The organism is Sutterella faecalis (assembly GCF_006337085.1).
Taxonomy (GTDB): Bacteria; Pseudomonadota; Gammaproteobacteria; order Burkholderiales; family Burkholderiaceae_F; genus Sutterella; species Sutterella faecalis.
This window is the reverse complement of record NZ_CP040882.1, coordinates 1244648-1263335: the sequence shown is the minus strand read 5'-3', so window position 1 is coordinate 1263335 and position 18688 is coordinate 1244648. Positions and strand designations below refer to the sequence as shown.

At 59.7% G+C, this 18688-nt stretch carries 20 protein-coding genes; 13 read left to right on the top strand and 7 right to left on the bottom strand.

Going from position 1 to position 18688, the window contains the following annotated elements; translation table 11 throughout:
* Positions 1–50: 50 nt before the first annotated feature.
* The 4 genes from FG381_RS05080 to FG381_RS05065 all read right to left on the bottom strand — a co-directional run bounded on the left by FG381_RS05080 (position 51) and on the right by FG381_RS05065 (position 3703).
* On the bottom strand, positions 51–965 hold the full coding sequence (locus FG381_RS05080; RefSeq protein ID WP_139687829.1) for an AEC family transporter: 915 nt from the start codon (positions 963–965) through the stop codon (positions 51–53).
* Positions 962–1597: an epoxyqueuosine reductase QueH gene (locus FG381_RS05075; protein ID WP_139687828.1), complete on the bottom strand. Its 636-nt coding sequence runs from the start codon at positions 1595–1597 to the stop codon at positions 962–964. The genes FG381_RS05080 and FG381_RS05075 overlap by 4 nt, the downstream gene beginning before the upstream one ends.
* Positions 1598–1680: 83 nt before the next feature.
* Positions 1681–2910 (bottom strand): hypothetical protein, encoded by a 1230-nt coding sequence (locus tag FG381_RS05070; RefSeq protein WP_139687827.1) that lies wholly within the window; start codon positions 2908–2910, stop codon positions 1681–1683.
* A 28-nt stretch (positions 2911–2938) separates the two neighbouring features.
* Positions 2939–3703 carry a hypothetical protein gene (locus FG381_RS05065; protein ID WP_139687826.1) on the bottom strand — a complete coding sequence of 255 codons (765 nt, stop codon included), beginning with the start codon at positions 3701–3703 and terminating at the stop codon, positions 2939–2941.
* Between the two features lie 454 nt (positions 3704–4157).
* Here FG381_RS05065 and FG381_RS05060 point away from each other — a divergent pair, with 454 nt between their 5' ends.
* The 13 genes from FG381_RS05060 (at position 4158) to FG381_RS05000 (ending at position 14309) form a co-directional block, all read left to right on the top strand.
* A complete protein-coding gene (locus FG381_RS05060; RefSeq protein ID WP_139687825.1) occupies positions 4158–4880 on the top strand; it encodes a YggS family pyridoxal phosphate-dependent enzyme in 723 nt (240 codons plus the stop codon).
* A 21-nt stretch (positions 4881–4901) separates the two neighbouring features.
* Complete coding sequence (proC, locus tag FG381_RS05055) at positions 4902–5708, top strand: pyrroline-5-carboxylate reductase (RefSeq protein ID WP_139687824.1); 807 nt, start codon at positions 4902–4904, stop codon at positions 5706–5708.
* Complete coding sequence (locus FG381_RS05050; protein WP_139687823.1) at positions 5708–6151, top strand: YqaA family protein; 444 nt, start codon at positions 5708–5710, stop codon at positions 6149–6151. Before proC ends, FG381_RS05050 begins: the two co-directional genes overlap by 1 nt.
* Positions 6152–6360: 209 nt before the next feature.
* Positions 6361–7113, top strand: coding sequence for an electron transfer flavoprotein subunit beta/FixA family protein (locus FG381_RS05045; RefSeq protein ID WP_139687822.1), 753 nt, complete (start codon positions 6361–6363; stop codon positions 7111–7113).
* Between the two features lie 20 nt (positions 7114–7133).
* Positions 7134–8069: an electron transfer flavoprotein subunit alpha/FixB family protein gene (locus FG381_RS05040; protein WP_139687821.1), complete on the top strand. Its 936-nt coding sequence runs from the start codon at positions 7134–7136 to the stop codon at positions 8067–8069.
* Between the two features lie 178 nt (positions 8070–8247).
* Positions 8248–8919, top strand: a complete 672-nt coding sequence (locus FG381_RS05035) for an ATP-binding cassette domain-containing protein (RefSeq protein WP_139687820.1) — start codon at positions 8248–8250, stop codon at positions 8917–8919.
* Complete coding sequence (modA, locus tag FG381_RS05030) at positions 8916–9653, top strand: molybdate ABC transporter substrate-binding protein (RefSeq protein WP_139687819.1); 738 nt, start codon at positions 8916–8918, stop codon at positions 9651–9653. The genes FG381_RS05035 and modA overlap by 4 nt, the downstream gene beginning before the upstream one ends.
* 15 nt (positions 9654–9668) lie before the next feature.
* Entirely contained in the window at positions 9669–10364 is a 696-nt protein-coding gene (locus FG381_RS05025; protein ID WP_139687818.1) for a molybdate ABC transporter permease subunit, read from the top strand.
* Positions 10365–10551: 187 nt separating this feature from the next.
* Positions 10552–10833, top strand: a complete 282-nt coding sequence (rpsP, locus tag FG381_RS05020; protein ID WP_139687817.1) for a 30S ribosomal protein S16 — start codon at positions 10552–10554, stop codon at positions 10831–10833.
* 236 nt (positions 10834–11069) lie between these two features.
* The gene (gene rimM, locus FG381_RS05015) at positions 11070–11621 is read left to right on the top strand and encodes a ribosome maturation factor RimM (protein ID WP_139687816.1); all 552 of its coding nucleotides are present in this window, start codon (positions 11070–11072) and stop codon (positions 11619–11621) included.
* 16 nt (positions 11622–11637) lie between these two features.
* A complete protein-coding gene (trmD, locus tag FG381_RS05010; protein WP_139687815.1) occupies positions 11638–12402 on the top strand; it encodes a tRNA (guanosine(37)-N1)-methyltransferase TrmD in 765 nt (254 codons plus the stop codon).
* A 101-nt stretch (positions 12403–12503) separates the two neighbouring features.
* Entirely contained in the window at positions 12504–12878 is a 375-nt protein-coding gene (rplS, locus tag FG381_RS05005; RefSeq protein WP_139687814.1) for a 50S ribosomal protein L19, read from the top strand.
* A 324-nt stretch (positions 12879–13202) separates the two neighbouring features.
* A complete protein-coding gene (locus FG381_RS05000; protein WP_139687813.1) occupies positions 13203–14309 on the top strand; it encodes an iron-containing alcohol dehydrogenase family protein in 1107 nt (368 codons plus the stop codon).
* Positions 14310–14402: 93 nt separating this feature from the next.
* Here the strand turns inward: FG381_RS05000 and FG381_RS04995 are convergent, their stop codons facing one another.
* The 3 genes from FG381_RS04995 to FG381_RS04985 all read right to left on the bottom strand — a co-directional run bounded on the left by FG381_RS04995 (position 14403) and on the right by FG381_RS04985 (position 18612).
* Positions 14403–15593: a THUMP domain-containing class I SAM-dependent RNA methyltransferase gene (locus FG381_RS04995; protein ID WP_139687812.1), complete on the bottom strand. Its 1191-nt coding sequence runs from the start codon at positions 15591–15593 to the stop codon at positions 14403–14405.
* A 153-nt stretch (positions 15594–15746) separates the two neighbouring features.
* Complete coding sequence (locus FG381_RS04990) at positions 15747–17144, bottom strand: ATP-binding protein (protein ID WP_139687811.1); 1398 nt, start codon at positions 17142–17144, stop codon at positions 15747–15749.
* Between the two features lie 187 nt (positions 17145–17331).
* Positions 17332–18612, bottom strand: a complete 1281-nt coding sequence (locus FG381_RS04985; RefSeq protein WP_139687810.1) for a glutamate-5-semialdehyde dehydrogenase — start codon at positions 18610–18612, stop codon at positions 17332–17334.
* Between the last annotated feature and the right edge of the window lie 76 nt (positions 18613–18688).

Genomic DNA, 18688 nt, shown 5'->3' with positions numbered 1-18688 from the left:
CGGAACTTTATATTTTAGGATTCTCCGGGAGGTTCGGAATTTGGGAAACGTCAACCGGTAAACGCAGCCAGCATGGCGCACATGATGGCCACCGATACCAGCACGGACACGGAATTGATGTTGGCTGCAGCCTCCCAGTCGAGATTCGCCTTCATCGTGAAGATGACGCCCATGACGGGAAGGGGCGACATCATCGTGACGGCGATCGCCTGGCGCACTTCAAGGGGGAAGGGCAGCAGGAAGTAGAGGCCGGCTGCGATGATCGCGTTGACGACGTAGCGCACGCACATCATTTTGAAAAGATCGCCGAATTTTTCCCAGTTGATCGCCAGGTTGATCGAGAGCCCGATGAGAAGCATCGAGAGGAAGGTATTGGCGCCGCCCACGACCTTGCAGAACTGCAGAATGGGTCCCGGGACCTTGAGTTCAAGGAAGGAAAGCGTGATGAGAATGAGGTAGGTCCAGATGGGGGCGGCGTGCGCGAGCGTGCGGAAGACGTTGAGAAAAGCTTTCAGTGCGCCGCCGTTGCCGCGGAATGCGAAGGCGTAGGTGCCGCCCGTGCACATGATGGCGTTCCCGATGTCGAAGAGGCAGACGACGAGAAAGCCGAGCGGAGAAACGAGCCCCATCGTGAAGGGCATGGCGAAGGTCCCCACGTTGAAGCTCGACATGTTGAGCATCGCGAAGGGAACGGCCTTATCCCGGTCAGGCCTGCGGTGCGTCATGAGCCAGGCAATGCCGATCATGATCCAGGTCGCTGTAATCGGAATGAGGATGGTGGCGAGGAGCTCGACGGGGAGCGTAACGCCGTTCAGAAAAGTGATGATCGCGCAGGGAAGCGTGATGTTGAGAACGAGAAATCCCACGGGTTTCGCGAGATCTCTTGGAACGAGCCCCTGCGCGCGGATGAAGACGCCGATCACGATGACCGCGACGTAGCCGAGGACGGTGATGAGCGCGGTCATGACTGCGGCTCCTCTTCCTTAGGCTTGCCCCCGAGCTTCAGCACGAATTCGCGCGCGTAGACCGGGATCTCCTCAATCGGACGCAGGGCAAGGTGCCCCATCGAAAATTCGCAGCCGCACCAGAGCTGGTTGTAGAAGCCCTCTTCCTTGAGAAGCTCGCCCCTGCGCTGCTGGAGACCCCCCTTTCTCCAGTTCATGTCCCAGTAGGCGGTGCCTGGCGTCAGGCGTGCGGCTTCTTCCGCCGCCTCGCGGATCTGTTCGAGCCGCTTCCAGCGGCTCCCGGCCAATGTCGTCGTGAAGGATTCAATCCCGAGGCGCTTCGCGGTGCGGGCGGTCGCAAGCATGCGCACGCCGAAGCAGACGCGGCAGCGCGCGCCGCGCTCGGGTTCGTTCTCAAGGCCCTTCACCGCCTCGCGCCAGAGCGCGTGGTCGTAGTCGCCGTCGACGAAAGGAACGCCTAGCTTTGCCGCATAGCGCTGGCATTCGTTTTTCCTCACGAGGTATTCCTCCTGAGGAAAGATGTTCGGATTGAAGTAGAAAATGGTCGGGGCGTAGTCGTGCTGAAGGAGCCATTCAAGGATGGCGCTCGAGCAGGGCGCGCAGCAGCTGTGAAGCAGTACAGGCCGTGGCATGAGGAGGTCTCGGTTGCAGGATTTTTAGTGCGGAATTTTAGCAACCGCTCCTGATGCCAATGACGTAACGCATCAAGGAGAAATCAAGCAAATCGCCCCTGCAGGAACCATCTTCCGGAGGCGTCCTCGCGGTAGAGCCACAGGCGCTCGCCGCGAGTGCTCCGGGCGCGGTAGTAGGTTCGACCATTCATCGCCCGGCCTTCGGGTTCGAGCGCGAGCGATCCCTCGAGAACCGGCTGAAGTCCGCGGTCAAGCGGTACTTCGCGAGGTTCCGAAAAGATCTCCGTCGGGAAGGAAAGCCCGGCGGCTTCGCTTTTGACCGGCGGGCGCTGGTGCGCCCGAGGGCGAAGCGTCTCGGCGGGCACGTGCCTCTGAAGCGTTTCAGGAAGCATCCTGCCCGTCCTTTCGAGCTGAAAGACGCGTTTCGAGCCGAAGCGCTCCTCGAGCTTCCTGACGAGGGAAGATGTCTGCCGGATTCTTTTTTCACCGCGAACCTGAAGGGAGAGGCTCCCGAGAAGCGTTGAGGAAGCGGCTTCGAGGAGAAAGTGGGCGAGCTCCCGGGTTTCCTCTTCCGGGTTGTCCTCGTCGAAGATGAAGACGCGCGAATGCTCCCAGAAGCGTCTGATAGGCCGGCCCGCTTCATCGCGAAGAGCGACTTCTATGGTCAGTCGATTGAAGGCTTCAGCCGCCGCCCATGAGCCGATGGCCGCAGCCATGCGCTCCGCCTGAAGGGGCTTCGTATCCGGATCGAGCGTTGCCCGCAGCGCCAGAGTTTCCTTAAGTTCCGGAAGGCTTTGGACGCCTGCCCCGAAAGCACGGGCGTGCTTCACGAGGCCTTCGGTATCAAACGCTTCCAGTTCGTCTTTTGCTGAACTGACGGCTCTATCAAGCGCTTCCATCAGAGTGGACCCGGTTGCGGAAAAATTCTTCATGCCGAGCGCTTCGAAGCACGCATGCGCTTTTTCGCCGTCTGAGCTCCCGCAGCGAAGCAGAAGCGCTGCCGCACCGGATCCGGGAGAACGAATGAGCCGGGCTTCCTTTGAATAGCGCCGCGCAAGCAGGAGCATCAGCGTCGTGAGTTCAGCGGCAGCGGTTGCCCGGGCGCGTTCCAGGTGCAGAGGAGGAAGTCGCAGCAGGGCTTCTTCCTCCGTCATCCCCCGACGGATCCCGTGCGCGTGGGCGCAGGTGTTCCTCGCTTCGATGCGGCCTTCGACCGCGAGGGCGGCAGGTTCAGCAGCACGGGCAGAGAAGCGCTTCGGGTAGAGCGCCAGAAGAAGCTGCGGGAAAAAAAGAAGCGTGAAGTCCGGAGACATAAGATTTCTGCTCGAAAATTTTGCGGGATCAGAGCGCAGGGAGTGCTTCCGGGAAAAGGCTCGGCTGGAATGGGCGGGATGCTGTTTTATTCCGTTCGGACCTTTCGTCCTTTAAGGCCTGACGATCGGGGACATTCGCAGGCTGTGAACCGACGGCAAGCTTTGACGGGTTGAGGAGAATCTCTTTTGCAGTATTGAGAAAGACGTTATTCCTGATGGCCCGGATGCGGATGGTCTGAGCGTCCTGCGGCAGGAAAAGAAGCCTGAGGTTTCCTTCGGGCGCGAGGCAGGCGAGCGCGGCCGGGCGGATCGCGAAAAGTGCGGCGCCGTGCGTTTGTGCGGCAAGCTGAAGCCGGCGCATCCGGATGCGGTCCCGGCTCGGAGAGAGCGCAGGGAGCCAGGCGACCACGGCCTCGGCTTCGCCGCTTGAGAGCGCGAGCTCGGCCGCGTCGAAAGCCTCTTCAGCCGTAGGCGGCACCACAAAGAGTTCCCGGGACATGTCGATGCCGAAGGCCTCAAAGGCAGAAAGAAACGGCTCGAAGCCGCGCTCCGGGAGCACCCAGACGGCGGAAGCCGCATGAGAAACCGCGCCGAGAAGCATCCGGACTTCGCCCCGGCGCGAGGCAGGCACCATGATTTCCGTGAGTCCGGCTTTGGGAAATCCCCCTTCGAGGAGGTCGTCGATCTCCCGGATCCCGCAGGCAAGGAGGCCTTTGGCTTCAGAGGACTTTGAGGCGGAGAAGATGGCCCGGCCTTTCGCGGCGAAAGCGCTCAAATGAATGCTGATTGACATGAGGAACCTCCCTTCGAGGAGAAAAGTGCGTCTTCATGTCAAAGGAGTGTACGAAAAAGAATGTCTCAAGATCGATCGTTGATCTTCAACGATGATCCTGATGCTGTGGATTTTCGTAATTATTCAAATTAAACAATTGGATATGAGGGTGATCCTCACTGCATTCATAACGGAGAAGAAATGCATCCAAAACGGGGATAATCGTTCGCAGTCTTCGTAAATCTCTGAGAGAGTAATCTCTTCATCATATGATCATTTTATGGTGATCCTTTGCAGCACACCGAACAGTGGCATCGGCATCGCCGCAAAGGCTCAAAGTCGGGCATCTCTCCGGGCAGAACGAAATGTTCTTTGACCTTAATCAATAGCGGAAAACCGCGGCGCGTCTTTTCCGCGCAAGCGAACGGGAACGCGATAACCTTTCCCGCTTGAAATCAATTTTTAAAGGAATGCCATGACCGATCTGACTCCCGGGCTGGATGTCCGGTGGAATCACGTTGTTCAGGAGCTCCATGAGGCGGAACAGAAGGCCGGACGCAGTGCCGGCGGCGTGACGCTTCTGGCTGTAGGGAAAACCTTCAGCGCGGAGGCGCTTTTCGAGTGCGCGAAGCTCGGCGCCCGCGCATTCGGCGAAAACTACGCTCAGGAAGGGTGCTCCAAGGTGGATTGGTTTCGCGAACACCATCCTGAACTCGCGCTCGAATGGCATTTCATCGGGCCGCTCCAGGCCAACAAAACGCGCGGCGTCGCCGAACGCTTCGACTGGGTGCAGTCCATTGACCGCGAACGCATTGCGAGGCGATTGTCCGAGCAGCGTCCGGCGAATCTTCCTCCTCTCAACATCCTGATTGAAGTCAATATCGACGGCGAGGAATCTAAGTCTGGCGTGAAGCCCGATGCGCTCGAAGCCCTGGCCGCGGAAATCGAAAAGCTTCCCCGCGTGAGGCTGCGCGGCCTGATGGCAATTCCGGCGCCTGCGGACACTCATGAGGCCCGCATGAAGCCGCTTCTCGCAATGCGGGAGCTTTTTAATGAATTTAAAAAATCTCATCCCCATGCCGACACGCTCTCCATGGGCATGAGCGCAGATATGGACGAAGCCGTTGAAGCCGGATCCACCATGGTGCGGATCGGCCGCGCCATTTTCGGCGAACGCAATTACGCGCAAAAAGCCTGATTTGGAATGTAGGAGTCAATCATGCTGACGATAGGATTTCTGGGCGGCGGCAATATGGCCGCGGCGCTGATCGGGGGACTTCTCAAGGAGAAGACCGAAGACCTGACGGTTCACGTGGTGGACCATCACGCGGAAAAGCTCGCAAAGCTCGAAGCTCTGGGCGCGAAGACCCATGCGGAACCTGGCGACTGGATTACGGCCTGCGACCTCCTGGTCCTTGCTGTGAAGCCCCAGACCATGAAGGCGGCGGTGGAGCCGATCGTGAAGCTTTTGAACCCGAAGGGCGCGGCGCTCTCGATCGCTGCCGGCATCGAAGCAGGCGTTCTTTCCGGCTGGCTTGGCGGCTACCCCCTCATGCGCGCGATGCCCAATACCCCGGCAATGGTGGGCGCCGGCATCGCCGGGCTCTGGTCGCCCAAAGGGATGGACGAATCGCTTCGCGAGGCGGCGCTTCGCGTGCTCCGTGCCGGGGGCGAGGTCGTCGAAGTGAAGAATGAGTCGGAGATCGACCTCGTGGGTGCCATCCCCGGGAGCGGTCCGGCCTATGTTTTCCGCTTCATGGAGGCGCTCGAGAAGGCGGGCCTGAAGCGCGGACTCTCCGAAGAGAGCGCTCATGCGCTCGCGCTCGGCACGGTCTACGGCGCCGCAGAGCTTGCCCGCGTGTCCGGCGAGGAATTCTCGCTTCTGCGCGAAAAAGTGACGAGCAAGGGCGGCACGACGGCAAAGGCGCTTGAAGTCATGAACCGGCTCGATATCGACCGGATGATGGATGAGGCTGTGGAAGCGGCCCTCAAGCGCACGGCTGAAATGAAGGCGCTCTTTCGCTGATGGGCGACATGACGGCATGGGTGCTCGCCCTCTTTGCGAGCGAGAGCATCGACATCGCGCTCTTCGTGACGGCCTTTGTGTCGGCGACGCTCTTTCCCGGCGGCTCCGAAGTGATGCTCGCCGGGGCACTCGCCGCGCAGCCCGAGCGCTGGGTCTGGCTTCTCGCCGTCGCAACGGCAGGAAATACGCTGGGCTCCATGACCTCCTGGGTGATCGGCCGCTTCATCCCGACGGTGAAGCGGGAGACGAAGGCCATCCTGTGGGTGAGGCGCTGGGGCGCCTGGGCGCTCCTTTTTGCGTGGCTTCCCGTCGTAGGGGACGCGATTCCCGTGGCAGCGGGGTGGCTCCGGATTGATCCGCTCATGAGCCTTCTCGCCATTGCCGTCGGCAAAGGCATTCGCTACGCCTGCGTAGCAGGAGCGGTTCTTCCGCTCGTCCTCTGAAGCGCGTTTAAAACAGCGCAAAATCAAATAACGGCGGCGATTTTTAAGGGATTCCCACCGTTATAATTGCGAATTGCTCTCAGGCGGAGCTCTCCTCCGCCCGAAAATTCATCCCCTCCGCAGAAGATTCCGCCAGTGCTTCGGTCAAGCTACGAAGCCTCGGCTGCGAGCTCCGGACCGGGGCGCATCCTATTTTGTTGAGGAACGCAATGAAGATATTAGTTGCTGTGAAGCGGGTCGTTGACGCGAAGGTCAAGGTCCGCCCGCTCCCGGACCATTCCGGACCGGACATCAAGCTCGCCCGCATGGCGATGAACCCCTTCGATGAAATTGCGGTTGAAGAGGCCGTTGAGCTGAAGGAAGCCGGGAAGGCCTCGGAAGTAGTTGCCGTGTCGATCGGGGGCGCAAAGTCGGTTGATGTTCTGCGCACCGCCATGGCGATCGGCGCCGATCGCGCCATTCATGTGGTCACGGACGATGCGGTCGAGCCTCTTGCCGCCGCGAAGATTCTTGCTCAGATCGTCGAGCGCGAAAAGCCCGGGATCGTTCTCCTCGGCAAGCAGGCGATTGACGACGACTGCGGTCAGACGGGCCCGATGCTCTCGGGGCTCCTTCGCTATCCGCTCGGCGCCTTTGCGAGCGAAATCGAATTCGCGGACGACGGGCGACTTGTCGTTACGCGCGAAACCGACGGCGGCACGCAGACCGTGTCGCTCTCGATCCCGGCCGTGATCACGGCGGACCTCCGCCTTGCCGAACCCCGCTATGTGACGCTTCCCTCCATGGCGAAGGCCCGCAAGAAGCCCGTGGAAGCGATTCCCGTGGGCGAACTCGACGTCGATCTCACGCCGCGCGTGAGGACGCTCTCCGTTGAGCCGCCGCCCGCACGCAAGGCAGGCGTGATGGTCTCGAGCGTGGATGAGCTCGTTGAGAAGCTTCGCAACGAAGCGCATGTGATCTAAGGATTTGAAGGAACGAAAGAATGACTGCGCTTCTGATTGCTGATCATGACAATGTGAATCTGCGTCCTGCAACGGCGCATGCGCTGACGGCCGTCCTCCAGATGAGCGAGCCCGTCGACATTCTGGTTGCCGGCAACGGCTGCCAGGCGGTGGCCGAGAAGGCTGCGAAGCTGAAGGGCGTGCGTACGGTGATCCTCGCTGAAAATGCAAAGCTCGCGCAGGAGCTTCCTGAGGTTCTCGCGGACCTTGTCGCTGCGGAAGCTCCTGGGTATTCCCACATCTTCTTTGCCGCGACGGCGCTTGGTAAAGCCGCCATGCCCCGCGTCGCGGCCATGCTCGACCTTACGGCGATTTCCGATGTGGTCGGCGTGAAGGGGCCGAAGACCTTCGTGCGCGGCATCTATGCGGGGTCGCTCCTTGCAACGGTCGAAACCGAAGAAGTCGTCGTGGTGGGCACGGTCCGCACGACCGCTTTTGAAGCAACCGAAGAAGGCGAGGTGGCTGCCCCCATTGAAACCGTTGAATGCCCGGATGCCGACGATACGTCGCGCTTCGTGAAGTTCACGGAAACGAAGAGCGATCGCCCGGAACTCGTTTCCGCACGCGTTGTCGTTGCGGGCGGCCGCGGCCTCATCGACGAAGCGGGCTTCAAGGCTCTCGAGGAGCTTGCCGACTCCTGCGGCGCCGCCATCGGCGCTACCCGCACGGCGGTCGACATGGGGCTCTGCCCCAACGATTGGCAGGTCGGACAGACGGGCAAGATGATTGCGCCGCAGCTCTACATTGCCTTCGGCATTTCGGGCGCCATCCAGCACACGGCCGGCATCAAGGATGCCAAGGTGATCGTTGCGGTCGACAAGGACCCCGAAGCGCCGATTTTTGAAGTGGCCGATTACGGTCTCGTTGCCGACGGCGCCGAAACCTGCCGGGCGCTCAAGGGCAAGCTCGGCAAATAAGCACGCGGGTCCCTTACGGGGAATCAGCGCTGACCAAAAAGCGGTCTCTGGAATTTCCGGGACCGCTTTTTTTATTGGACTGAAGAATTATTGCGGGTGGCGCTGCAATCGGCTAGAGTGTTCTTCGTTATTCATTTTGAGAATAGCGACATTTTTGCTGCGGGAGTTTTTTTCCAAAATGCTGAAGGCCCGATTCCGAAAGACGCTTGGCGGCTTCACGCTTGACGCTGAGCTCAATCTTGAGCAGGGCATCAATGTGCTTCGCGGAGAATCGGGAGCCGGGAAGACGACGGTCGCGAATCTCCTCTCGGGCGCCATGAAGCCGGATGACGGCGAGATCGAGCTTGAAGGTCTGACGGTCTATTCCCGCGAGCGCCGCATTTCTCTGCCGCCGCAATCGCGCGGCATCGGCTTTGTTTTTCAGTCGCACCGACTTTTTCCCCATCTCACGGTACGGGAAAACATTCTTTTCCCGAGCCTCTTCGGCGGCAGGAAGTCTGCGGTCGATTTTGACGAAACAATCGACATTCTCGGGCTCGAGCCGCTTCTTGAACGACTCCCTTCGGGGCTCTCGGGCGGCGAGGCCCAGCGCGTGGCGCTCGGGCGGGCCCTCATGGGGGCCGAGCGGCTCCTCATTCTTGACGAACCGCTCTCGAGCCTTGACCCCAGGCGCCGGCACGTGCTCATGGATTTCATTGACGGCGCGGCGCAGCGAATGAATGTACCCTTCATCTACATTACGCACTCCGAAGAGGAAATGAGAAGACTCGCCGACCGCGCCTTCCTCGTTGAGGACGGAACGATCGCAGAAATTCCCCGGAGTGCTTTCCTTGAGGAGACCCCTTCATGAAGAAGATTCTTTTGACGACTGCCGTGCTCGCAGCCTTCGGCTTTTCTGCCGGCGCCTCGGCGCAGGTAACGGTGACGACGGGCGGCGGCTACGTCAAGATGGTGGAAGCCCTTGCCGACAAGTACGAGGCGGAAACGGGCGCGAAGGTTTCGCGCGCCTTTGGCGGCAACATCGGGCAGATGCTCGCTCAGGTGAAGAGCGGGAGCCCCGTGACGGTCGTGATTTCTGACGCCACGAGCCTTAAGAAGTTCACGACGGTCCTTAATGCCGATGCCGGCGTGCGCCTCGGCGACACGCCCCTGATCCTTGCCTGGAGGAAGGGCCTTGAGCTCAAGGCTCCGTCGGATCTCGCGAAGCCTGAGGTGAAGCGCATTGCCATGCCGGATCCCAAGGCCGCCGTCTACGGCCGCGCCGCGAAGGAATTCCTTGACGGCGCTGCTTTCGAGAAGGACGTTGCACCGAAGATGAACGTCGTCTCCATGGTGCCGCAGGTTCTTTCCTACGTTTCCCAGGGCGAAATGGATGCGGGCTTCATCAATCTCCTTGCCGCCCGACAGGGAAAGGCAAAGCTCGGAGGCTTCATGGCGGTGAAGGAAGGATATGAGCCCATCCGCATGACGGCCGAGCCCGTCAAGGGCGCGGAAGGCGAAGCGGCCGACGTGAAGGCATTCCTTCAATGGCTCGCCTCCCCGAAGGCGGATGCCATTCTCGACAAATTCGGCGTTGTCCGCTGATCGGAACCGACGCTGATGGATTTCCTGCGCTCGCTTTTTAGCTCGCCTGAGCTTCTCTTTGCCGTGACGCTCACGGCAAAGACCTGTGCTGCCGCGGGCGCAGGCTTCATTCTTTTTGCGCCCCTTCTCGCGCTTCTCTTTTCGAGAAGAAGCGCCTTCTGGGTGCGGGCCCTGAGCTTCGTCGTGACGCTCCCGCTTGTGTTTCCGCCGGTAGCGTTGGGCTACCTCCTTCTCCTTCTTTTCGGACGGGGAGGCTTATTGGGCGGGATTCTGGATGAGGCCGGACTCTCCATTGTCTTTTCAGAGAATGCGGTGTTCCTCGCCGCCTTCATTGCGGGCCTTCCGCTCGTGGTGCGGCCCATTGAAGCCGCGCTCTCGGGCGAACGCTTAAAGAGCCTTGAATTCGCCGCGTGCGTTCACGGCGCGAATGCCGTCACGGTTTTTCGGCGGGTGACGCTCCCGCTTGTGCGCGGACAGATCCTTGCCGGACTCCTCCTCGGCATTTCCCGGGCTTCGGGCGAAGTGGGCATCACGATGATGATCGGCGGCAATATTTCGGGCAGAACGAATACGCTTTCGCTTGAAATCTTCAACGCCGTATCGCGCGCGGACTTTGATGCGGCGACCGCACTCTGTCTTCTTCTTTCTGCCTTCACGCTCATTATTTTTGCGGTGCTCGATCGTCTGCAGCGCCGCGCGCAGGCGCTCTGACCCTAGAAACCCATGCACTTCTGCTTGCAGAAGGCTTCCCACCTCGAGTAGAATCGCGCATTCTGTGAGACCGGGCATGCGGCACCAAGTTGTCTGACCGGTCAAGCAATCCCTTTCGCAAAACCGCTTCTCCCCGGGACGGGGGTTCGGTTTTGATTCCAAGCACCAATGATTTAAGAGGTAACTCATGGTCATCATTCGTCTCGCCCGTGGCGGCGCCAAGAAGCGTCCCTTCTACTCCCTCAACGTTTGCGACTCCCGCTGCCGTCGTGACGGCCGCTTCATCGAGCGCGTCGGCTTCTACAACCCGATGGCTGCCGGCCAGGCCGTCAAGCTCCAGATCAATCTCGAGCGCGTCGCTTACTGGCAGAGCAAGGGCGCCCAGCTCTCCGATACGGTTGCCCGTCTCGTCAAGGAATTCAAGGCTCAGCCGGCTCCCGCCGCTGAAGAACCTGCCAAGGCTGAATAATTTCAGTTCTTGAAGGGGACGGGATGCTTCCCTGAAGCATCTTCTGTCCCGCTAGAAAACCCCGCATCCCTTTCCGGTGCGGACTCCCGCGAAGCTTCCCGCTCGCAGATCGTGCCTCTCGTGTCAAAGCACATTGGATCAGCATCAGGGAAGGTCGCCCACATGGAGTCCGGTATCTACGCCAGAGGAAAATGCGGGGTTTCGTGTATCCAGAGTTTTTGCATTCTTCTTTCGATATGACAGATTCCGACATCTCCCTGAGCGATTCCCCGGACGAACTCATTGAGCTCGGCCGCACCGCCGGCGCCTACGGCTTCAAAGGCTGGGTGCGCATTCAGCCTGAAGGTACGGGCGAGGTGCTCCAGAAAGTTCGCGACTGGGTGCTTGTCGACCGCTTCGGCGTCAAGACGCCCGTGCACGTAAAGGGACTTCGCGTTCACGGCACGGGACTCATCGCCAAATGGGACGGCTGCGAATCGAAGGAAGCGGCGGATGCCGTTCGCGTGAAGGTTGGCGTCCTGAGGAAGGACTTCCCGGCTGCCGGCAAGGATGCCGTCTGGGCGATCGACCTCGAGGGCGTTCCCGCATTCAACCGCGAGGGGAAGGAACTGGGCGTCATCGCAGGCGTGAGCTCGAACGGCGCGCAGGACCTCTTCGTCATCGAGTATGAGGATGAAGCGGGCGACAGGAAGCAGTTCCTCATCCCGAACGTGAAGGATGTCTACGTGCTTGAACTCAACCCTGAGGAAAAGCGCGCGGTCTTCGACTGGGATCCGGCCTGGCGCTGAACAAAAGGTGAACTCCATGCGTTTTGACGTCATTACGCTTTTTCCGGAAATCTTTGCGAGCGTTCGCGACTGCGGCATCACGGCGCGGGCAAGAAAGCGCGGACTCTGGTCGCTCAACACCTGGAATCCGCGCGAAACGGCCACAGACCTTCACCGCACGATCGACGACCGGCCCTTCGGGGGCGGCCCGGGCATGGTGATGATGGCCGAGCCCCTCGCTCAGACGCTCGCCGCGATCCGCCAGTCGGGCAACACCGGCCGCGTCATGAGCTTCGCGCCCAACGGCACGCGCCTCACCGACCGGCGCGTAAGGGAAATTGCAGCGGACGATGAGCCCGTCGTGCTCGTCTGCGGACGCTACGAAGGAATCGATGAACGGTTCCTTGAAGCCGAGGTCGACGAGGTGGTGAGTCTCGGGGACTTCGTGCTTTCAGGGGGCGAAATCCCGGCATGCGCCCTGATCGACGCCGTCGTGCGTCAGCTCCCCGGCGCCATCAAGGATCTTTCGGCTTCGGACGAAAGCTTCGCGACGGGACTTCTCGATGCGCCTCACTACACGCGGCCCGAGGTCTGGCGGGGCATGCCGGTGCCCGAGGTGCTCCTTTCCGGGCACCACAAGAATATTGAAAAGTGGTCGCGCGAAAAAAGTCTCGAGCTTACCTTGCAGACGCGCCCCGACCTCATTACAATCGCCGATTCTTCGGGTCTGCTGACCAAGGAGGACTATAAGTTCCTCCGGTCTCTCGGCGCGAAGATCGAATCCAGGGGCGGGCGCAGGTAATTTCACCGGCGCTTTCCCTTTTACAACAATCACCATCCTATCTGCGGCGGGATTTTGTCCCCTAACATTCAGGCCGCATGATGATGGCTTTGGAGCAAAAAATGAATCTCCTTCAGGTTCTTGAACAGGAAGAACTCGCCCGCGTCACCGCCGGCAAGACCATCCCCGATTTCCGCGCCGGCGACACGGTTGTCGTCTCCGTCAACGTGGTTGAAGGCTCGCGCAAGCGCGTGCAGGCCTTCGAGGGCGTCGTCATTGCCCGTCGCAACCGCGGCATCAACTCCTCGTTCATCGTTCGCAAGATCTCGTCCGGCGAAGGCGTGGAACGTTCGTTCCAGACCTACTCCCCGATGATCGCCAGCATCGAAGTGAAGCGCCACGGCGACGTCCGCCGCGCCAAGCTCTACTACCTGCGCGAACGCTCCGGCAAGGCTGCCCGCATCAAGGAACGTCTCGTCCGCAAGGCCGAAGCCTAATCCTCGAAGCGACAGGGCCGAAAGGCCCTTTGCCCGAAACCTCCTGCGTTTACGAACGCCGGGGGTTTTTTTAATGCCTGCGGAACTGTCTTTTCCCGCTCTTGAGGTCTTCTGCTTAGGGCGAATATCCATTGCCGTTGGAAGTGCCGCAAGGAAAGAGGTAATTCTTTCGGCCGCCGCTCTTTGGGTGATCCTCTCTTTTCCTAGAATCGACAGACCCGCCCTCAATCTGCGCCTCACGCATCATGAGAGCGGGCTTATGAGCGCAGGAAACGCGCTGGCACGCCGGCTGCGCTCCCATCCAATCAACGGAGAAAAGACAAAATGGCTGAAAACTATACCGTGACGCTGCCCCATTACAGCGTTGGTCCGAACTGCTACGACAATATCGGCGAAGTCACCCACTTCCTCGGCAAGACGGCTGCCGTGGTGGGCGGTGAAACGGCCCTGGAAAAGGCGGGTCCGCAGCTGCGTGCGGGTCTCGAAAAGGCCGGCATTGAAATCGTCGACTGGTTCGTCTACGGCAAGGACGCCACGATGGCCAATGTCGAGCGCATCACCTCGAACGAAAAGGTGAAGGGCGCCGACATGATTTTCGGCGTGGGCGGCGGCCGAGCGGTCGATACGGTGAAGACCGCGGCCGACATTCTCGACAAGCCCTTCCTCTCGGTTCCGACCGTGGCTTCCAACTGCGCTCCGGTGACGGCGATTGCGGTCATCTACAAGGAAAACGGCGCGCTTGACCACTACCACTTCCCGAAGCGCTGCGCGACGCACTGCTTCATCAACACGTCGATTATTCTCGACAGCCCCGAGAAGCTCTTCTGGGCGGGCATCGGCGACGCGCTCTCGAAGCAGGCGGAAAGCCAGCTCGCCTCGCGCGGCAAGGCCCTCTCCCACACGCCGCTTCTGGGCGTCCAGGTGGGCCTCGTCTGCGAAGAGCCGCTCCTCACCTACGGCCGTCAGGCGCTCTTCGACTTCCGCGAAGGGAAGGTCACCGAAGCCTTCACGGAATCGGTCCTCGACATCATTATTTCGACCGGCATTACGTCGAACCTCGTGACGACGAAGGACAGCTACTACTACAACTCCTCGCTCGCCCACTGCTTCTACAACGCCTCCATGGTGCTCCCTGTCATTCATAAGCACCTCCACGGCGAAGTCGTGAGCTTCGGCACGCTCGTCCTCCATGCGGTCGACGGCAACGACGAAGCGCTCGAGCGCATGCTTGAGTTCAACCGCGTTCTCGGTCTCCCGGTGACGCTCGCTGAACTCGACATTACGAAGCCCGAGGAGGTCGACGCCCTCGTTGATCGTGCCGTCACGATTAAGGAGTGGACCTGCGTGCCCTACGAAATGACGAAGGAAAAGTTCCGCGACGGCATCTACAAGGTCGATGCGCTCGGCCGCGAACTTCTTGCCAATAAGTAAAAAATAAACGGCTTCGAAGTTCGAAGAGACAAAAGAAAAAGCCGCTGCGCTTCTCCGTCGCAGCGGCTTTTCTCATGAGTGAAAGCCGATTATTTAATTGGCCGCAGGCTTTCTGCGGTTGCTTCCCGCCACCATGTCGAAGCGGAAGAAGCGGCATTCAAGCGGCCCGTTGAAGAGCACGATCTTGCGCGATTCCTTCAGGCGCATCTGGCCGGGAAGCAGCCTGTCGGAAGTGAGGAGCCACGCGGTCCACCCGGGGAAGTTGCTTTTAAGCGCGGCGGCAAAGTCGCGCATCATCGCGGCGATCGATGCGGACTTGGGGTTCGACTGTTCGCCGTAGGGGGGATTGGCGATGACGAGACCGGGTTCTGCACCTTGAGGCGCCTCAATTTCACGGGCATCGCCCTGGCTGAAGAGAAGGCGACCGTCGTCAATCATGGCGCCGAAGCCCGCGCGGCGGGCATTTTCAATCGCCTTCTCAACAACGATCGAAGAGATGTCGTGCGCTTCAATGCGGACCTTCGCATGGAGGTTCACAGCAGCCCGGGCATCCTCCTTCATTTCCTGCCAGAGGTCGAGATCAAATCCGGATAGGGATTCAAAGGCGAAGGAACGCTTGAGGCCCGGCGCCATGTTGGCGGCGATGGAAGCCGCTTCAATCGCGATCGTGCCGGAGCCGCAGAAGGGATCAACCAAGGGCTTCTCAGGGGTCCACCCCGAGAGCGCAAGAAGCGCAGCCGCGAGGTTTTCCTTGAGCGGAGCTTCGCCGTGCTCGAGGCGCCAGCCGCGTTTAAAAAGCGATTCGCCAGCGAGATCGATGTAGAAGCTCACGTGGTCGAACGTGAAGTAGGCTTCAAGGCGCACGTCCGGACGGCGGCGGTCGACGGAAGGACGGCGGCCGGCAAGCTCATTAAAGCGGTCGCAGAGACCGTCCTTGATGCGCAGCGTCGCGAAGTCAAGGCTTTCGAGCGGGCAGCGGTTCGCGGTTGAATGGATGCGGAAGGTGACGTCGGGACCGAACCACTTTTCCCAGGGCGTTCTGCGCGCGATGGAATAGACATCGCGGCTGTCCCAGTATTCGTCGAAGGCGACGCGCAGGAGCACGCGGGTCGCATAACGGGAGTGAAGGCACACGGCCATGCCGAGGTCGAGACCGCCCGCAAAGGAAACGCCGCCCTTGCCGGGACGGACGAGATCGGGATCAGCGTTGAGCGCAAGAATTTCCCGGGAGAGAAGCTCTTCGAGCCCGAAGGGGCAGGGCGCATGAAAGACAAAGCTCGGCATGAGGATTTTGGTATGAGGTCAGAAATAAAAAAATCGAGCCCTTATTTTAAAGGGCCCGATGGCGGATTCGAAGCGGCGTCCGGGTGGTGATGCGCAACAGAAGGCAGATTTCTTCTGATCCTTCGGTTGCCAGTGGTCGCTGGGTGTCGTCCTTTATGCCGTCATGATGTCTTCAAAGCTCACGAGCTCAACATTTCCGATTCGACTGGCGAGCTGCCGGCAGCCGTCCGTAAATCCGCTTTTCGAAAAGAGCATGAGGTGACGTGCGGTGTAACGGAACTGTTTTGAGAGTTCGTTGAGGGAATCGAGCACGCCTTCGTTTGTTGGTGCATTTCGCCATTTGCATTCGCAGAAGAGACGCACATTATCCGGAGCCACGCCGACGATGTCGATTTCGGCTTGTCTGCGTTCCCTCACATATGCACCCCACCAACGGCCAAATTCAGTGAAGTCCGCGGAAAGCGTCCCGGCTGCAAGCCGGCGCCGCAGGTATTGACGGCACACATCTTCAAAGACGGACCCCAGAAAAGTCGGCAGCGCCCGGGCGATGTCTTTGTAGAGCACTTCCGTCATCTCGCCGCCTTCAATATTGGACCTCTGAGGTGCGATGAAGCGGAACCAGAAGCGGAAGAAATTGTCGGATATCGCGTAGATGGTCTTTTTCCCGTTGAGGTCGTCGAAAGGCGTTTCTTTTTTGACGAGGTTCAGACCGATCAGATAGGACAACACGGCTGATGCCGCGCTTGGGCTTAGGCCGGCAGCCTTTCTGATTTCCGTGAATCGGGCAGTCCCATCCGCCATGGCGTTGAGTACGCGGAGGCAAAGGCCGGCACTTTTGGTCTCCCGGTTTAAAAGATTGACGGGTTCCTCGAGGAACGACGAATGCGGGTCGAGGAAGAGCGTCTTTATGTTCTCTGCAAAGGAAAGCCCGGGATCGATTTGCTTCAGGTACGCGGGCGTCCCGCCAACGGCACCGTAGAGCGCGAGCTTTTCTTCGAGAGAAAATGGCGCAAGGAAGCTCAATGACTCAAGGAAGGTGAAGGGCTTCAGTTCAATTTGACAAGTGCTCCTGCCGTAAAGAGTCGACTCACAGGCGAGAACCTTTTCCGTCAGATATGACATGGAGGAGCCGCAGAGAATGAGAAACATCTGAGACGCATCCTGATAGGCCTCGATGAGGTTTTGAAGCACTGAGGTGATGCCTGGATCGTCTGTTGACAAACAAGGAAACTCATCGATCACTAGAACGAGCTTTTCCTCCCGGCTCCGGCGAAAGAGCATTTCGAGGGCGTCCCGGAATGAACGAAAGCTCACGCCTCCGGTCTCCGGAAAGGCAGCTGCTATGGCGGCGTTGAAATTGGCAAGGTTCACTGCCGAGCCGCCCGGCTGGCAGGCGATGTAGACGCTCCGCTTCCCACGCCGGAATTGATTGAGGAGCGTTGTTTTGCCCGTCCGCCGCCGGCTGTACATGACGCAGAACCCGAAGCGGCTACGGGCATGGCAGGTCTCTAAGGTTATGAGTTCCTGTTCGCGTCCATACAAACCGGCCATGACGATGGTTCCCAGGCGTGATGAATATTGCTATTGACCAATGAAGTACAAAACAAAGTACTTCAACGAAAAGTAGTACTTCTAAAAGTACTACTTTCCTGAGTACAGCCTATGTTTTCAGTCACACGACCGGTTCAGTCTGCTGACGAAAGAAGCTGCAAAAGCACGTTGAAGCAGGAAGGATCCGTCACGAACGCCCTTCGCCGTGTCCGTAGACCACGTACTTGAGGGACGTGAGTCCTTCAAGTCCCACTGGGCCTCTCGCATGGAGGCGGTCGGTGGAAATGCCGATTTCAGCCCCGAGCCCGTACTCAAACCCATCGGCGAATCGCGTTGATGCATTCACCATGACGGAGCTGGAGTCCACTTCGCGCAGGAACCGCTCCGCTGCCCTGACGCTGTCGGTAAGAATGGCGTCGGTGTGGCGGGAGCTGTGGCGGTCAATGAAGTCGATCGCCTCCGAGAGGCTTGAGACCACGGCAATGCTGATGATGGGGGCGTTGTATTCCGTGTCCCAGTCCTCGGGAACTGCCGGAATGACGGGAAGCCCCGCATTTTCAAGAATTCTGAGCGCTTTCTCGTCGGCTCGCATTTCGACCGATTTTTCGGCATAAATTCTGCCGATAAGGGGAAGGAAGGCCTGAGCCTGGGCTTCATGGACGAGAAGCGTTTCCGTCGCATTGCAGGGAGAGAAGCGCTGGGTCTTCGCGTTGTCCGCAACCTTCACGGCCATTTCAAGGTCGACGGTTTCATCGACATAGGTGTGGCAGATGCCGTTGAGGTGCTTGATCATCGGCACCGTCGCCTCGGCCATGAGGCGAGAAATGAGGCTTTTTCCGCCTCTCGGAATGAGAACGTCGACATAGTCGCGGGCGCGGATGAGTTCGCCCACGAGCGCGCGGTCGGAGCTCGGAATCAGCTGAACGGCTTCTGCGGGAAGACCGGCCGTGCGGAGGCCTTCTGCAACGACGCGGGCGAGCGCGCGATTGCTTTCAAGCGCCTCGTGGCCGCCACGCAGAATGACGGCGTTGCCGGATTTGAGTCCAAGGGCGGCGGCGTCCACCGTCACATTGGGACGGGACTCATAGATCATCGCGATGACGCCGAGCGGTACGCGCATGCGGCCGACTTCAATGCCGGAAGGCATTGGACGAACTTCAGAAATCGTTCCGATGGGGTCGGGAAGCTCAGCAATCTGAATCACGCCTTCCGCCATCCGTTCGAGAACTGCCTTTGTGATCGTGAGGCGATCGACGAAGGCTTCGCTCAGGCCTTCAGCGCGTGCGGCTTCAAGATCCTTTTCGTTTGCGCTTCGGATCTCCGCTTCTCGTTCGATGAGGAGCTTTGCAATGGTTCTGAGCGCCAGATTCTTCTCTGCCGTCCGGGCGCGGGCCATTTCACGCGAGGCGCAGCGGGCAGCTTTTCCGATGGATTCAATGAGTTCCTTGGGCGACATGGATCCCGGCATGGGTAAGGTCTCCAGAAGAGAAAAAACGCTCGGAGGAGGAGTGAGCGAGGAGTCATTCTCCATTCTACGTAGCGCC

Bases quoted from the DNA above. Each gene is read 5' to 3' on its own strand.
- FG381_RS05080 (WP_139687829.1), bottom strand. From the start codon at position 965: ATGACCGCGCTCATCACCGTCCTCGGCTACGTCGCGGTCATCGTGATC.
- FG381_RS05075 (WP_139687828.1), bottom strand. From the start codon at position 1,597: ATGCCACGGCCTGTACTGCTTCACAGCTGCTGCGCGCCCTGCTCGAGC.
- FG381_RS05070 (WP_139687827.1), bottom strand. From the start codon at position 2,910: ATGTCTCCGGACTTCACGCTTCTTTTTTTCCCGCAGCTTCTTCTGGCG.
- FG381_RS05065 (WP_139687826.1), bottom strand. From the start codon at position 3,703: ATGTCAATCAGCATTCATTTGAGCGCTTTCGCCGCGAAAGGCCGGGCC.
- FG381_RS05060 (WP_139687825.1), top strand. From the start codon at position 4,158: ATGACCGATCTGACTCCCGGGCTGGATGTCCGGTGGAATCACGTTGTT.
- proC (WP_139687824.1), top strand. From the start codon at position 4,902: ATGCTGACGATAGGATTTCTGGGCGGCGGCAATATGGCCGCGGCGCTG.
- FG381_RS05050 (WP_139687823.1), top strand. From the start codon at position 5,708: ATGGGCGACATGACGGCATGGGTGCTCGCCCTCTTTGCGAGCGAGAGC.
- FG381_RS05045 (WP_139687822.1), top strand. From the start codon at position 6,361: ATGAAGATATTAGTTGCTGTGAAGCGGGTCGTTGACGCGAAGGTCAAG.
- FG381_RS05040 (WP_139687821.1), top strand. From the start codon at position 7,134: ATGACTGCGCTTCTGATTGCTGATCATGACAATGTGAATCTGCGTCCT.
- FG381_RS05035 (WP_139687820.1), top strand. From the start codon at position 8,248: ATGCTGAAGGCCCGATTCCGAAAGACGCTTGGCGGCTTCACGCTTGAC.
- modA (WP_139687819.1), top strand. From the start codon at position 8,916: ATGAAGAAGATTCTTTTGACGACTGCCGTGCTCGCAGCCTTCGGCTTT.
- FG381_RS05025 (WP_139687818.1), top strand. From the start codon at position 9,669: ATGGATTTCCTGCGCTCGCTTTTTAGCTCGCCTGAGCTTCTCTTTGCC.
- rpsP (WP_139687817.1), top strand. From the start codon at position 10,552: ATGGTCATCATTCGTCTCGCCCGTGGCGGCGCCAAGAAGCGTCCCTTC.
- rimM (WP_139687816.1), top strand. From the start codon at position 11,070: ATGACAGATTCCGACATCTCCCTGAGCGATTCCCCGGACGAACTCATT.
- trmD (WP_139687815.1), top strand. From the start codon at position 11,638: ATGCGTTTTGACGTCATTACGCTTTTTCCGGAAATCTTTGCGAGCGTT.
- rplS (WP_139687814.1), top strand. From the start codon at position 12,504: ATGAATCTCCTTCAGGTTCTTGAACAGGAAGAACTCGCCCGCGTCACC.
- FG381_RS05000 (WP_139687813.1), top strand. From the start codon at position 13,203: ATGGCTGAAAACTATACCGTGACGCTGCCCCATTACAGCGTTGGTCCG.
- FG381_RS04995 (WP_139687812.1), bottom strand. From the start codon at position 15,593: ATGCCGAGCTTTGTCTTTCATGCGCCCTGCCCCTTCGGGCTCGAAGAG.
- FG381_RS04990 (WP_139687811.1), bottom strand. From the start codon at position 17,144: ATGGCCGGTTTGTATGGACGCGAACAGGAACTCATAACCTTAGAGACC.
- FG381_RS04985 (WP_139687810.1), bottom strand. From the start codon at position 18,612: ATGCCGGGATCCATGTCGCCCAAGGAACTCATTGAATCCATCGGAAAA.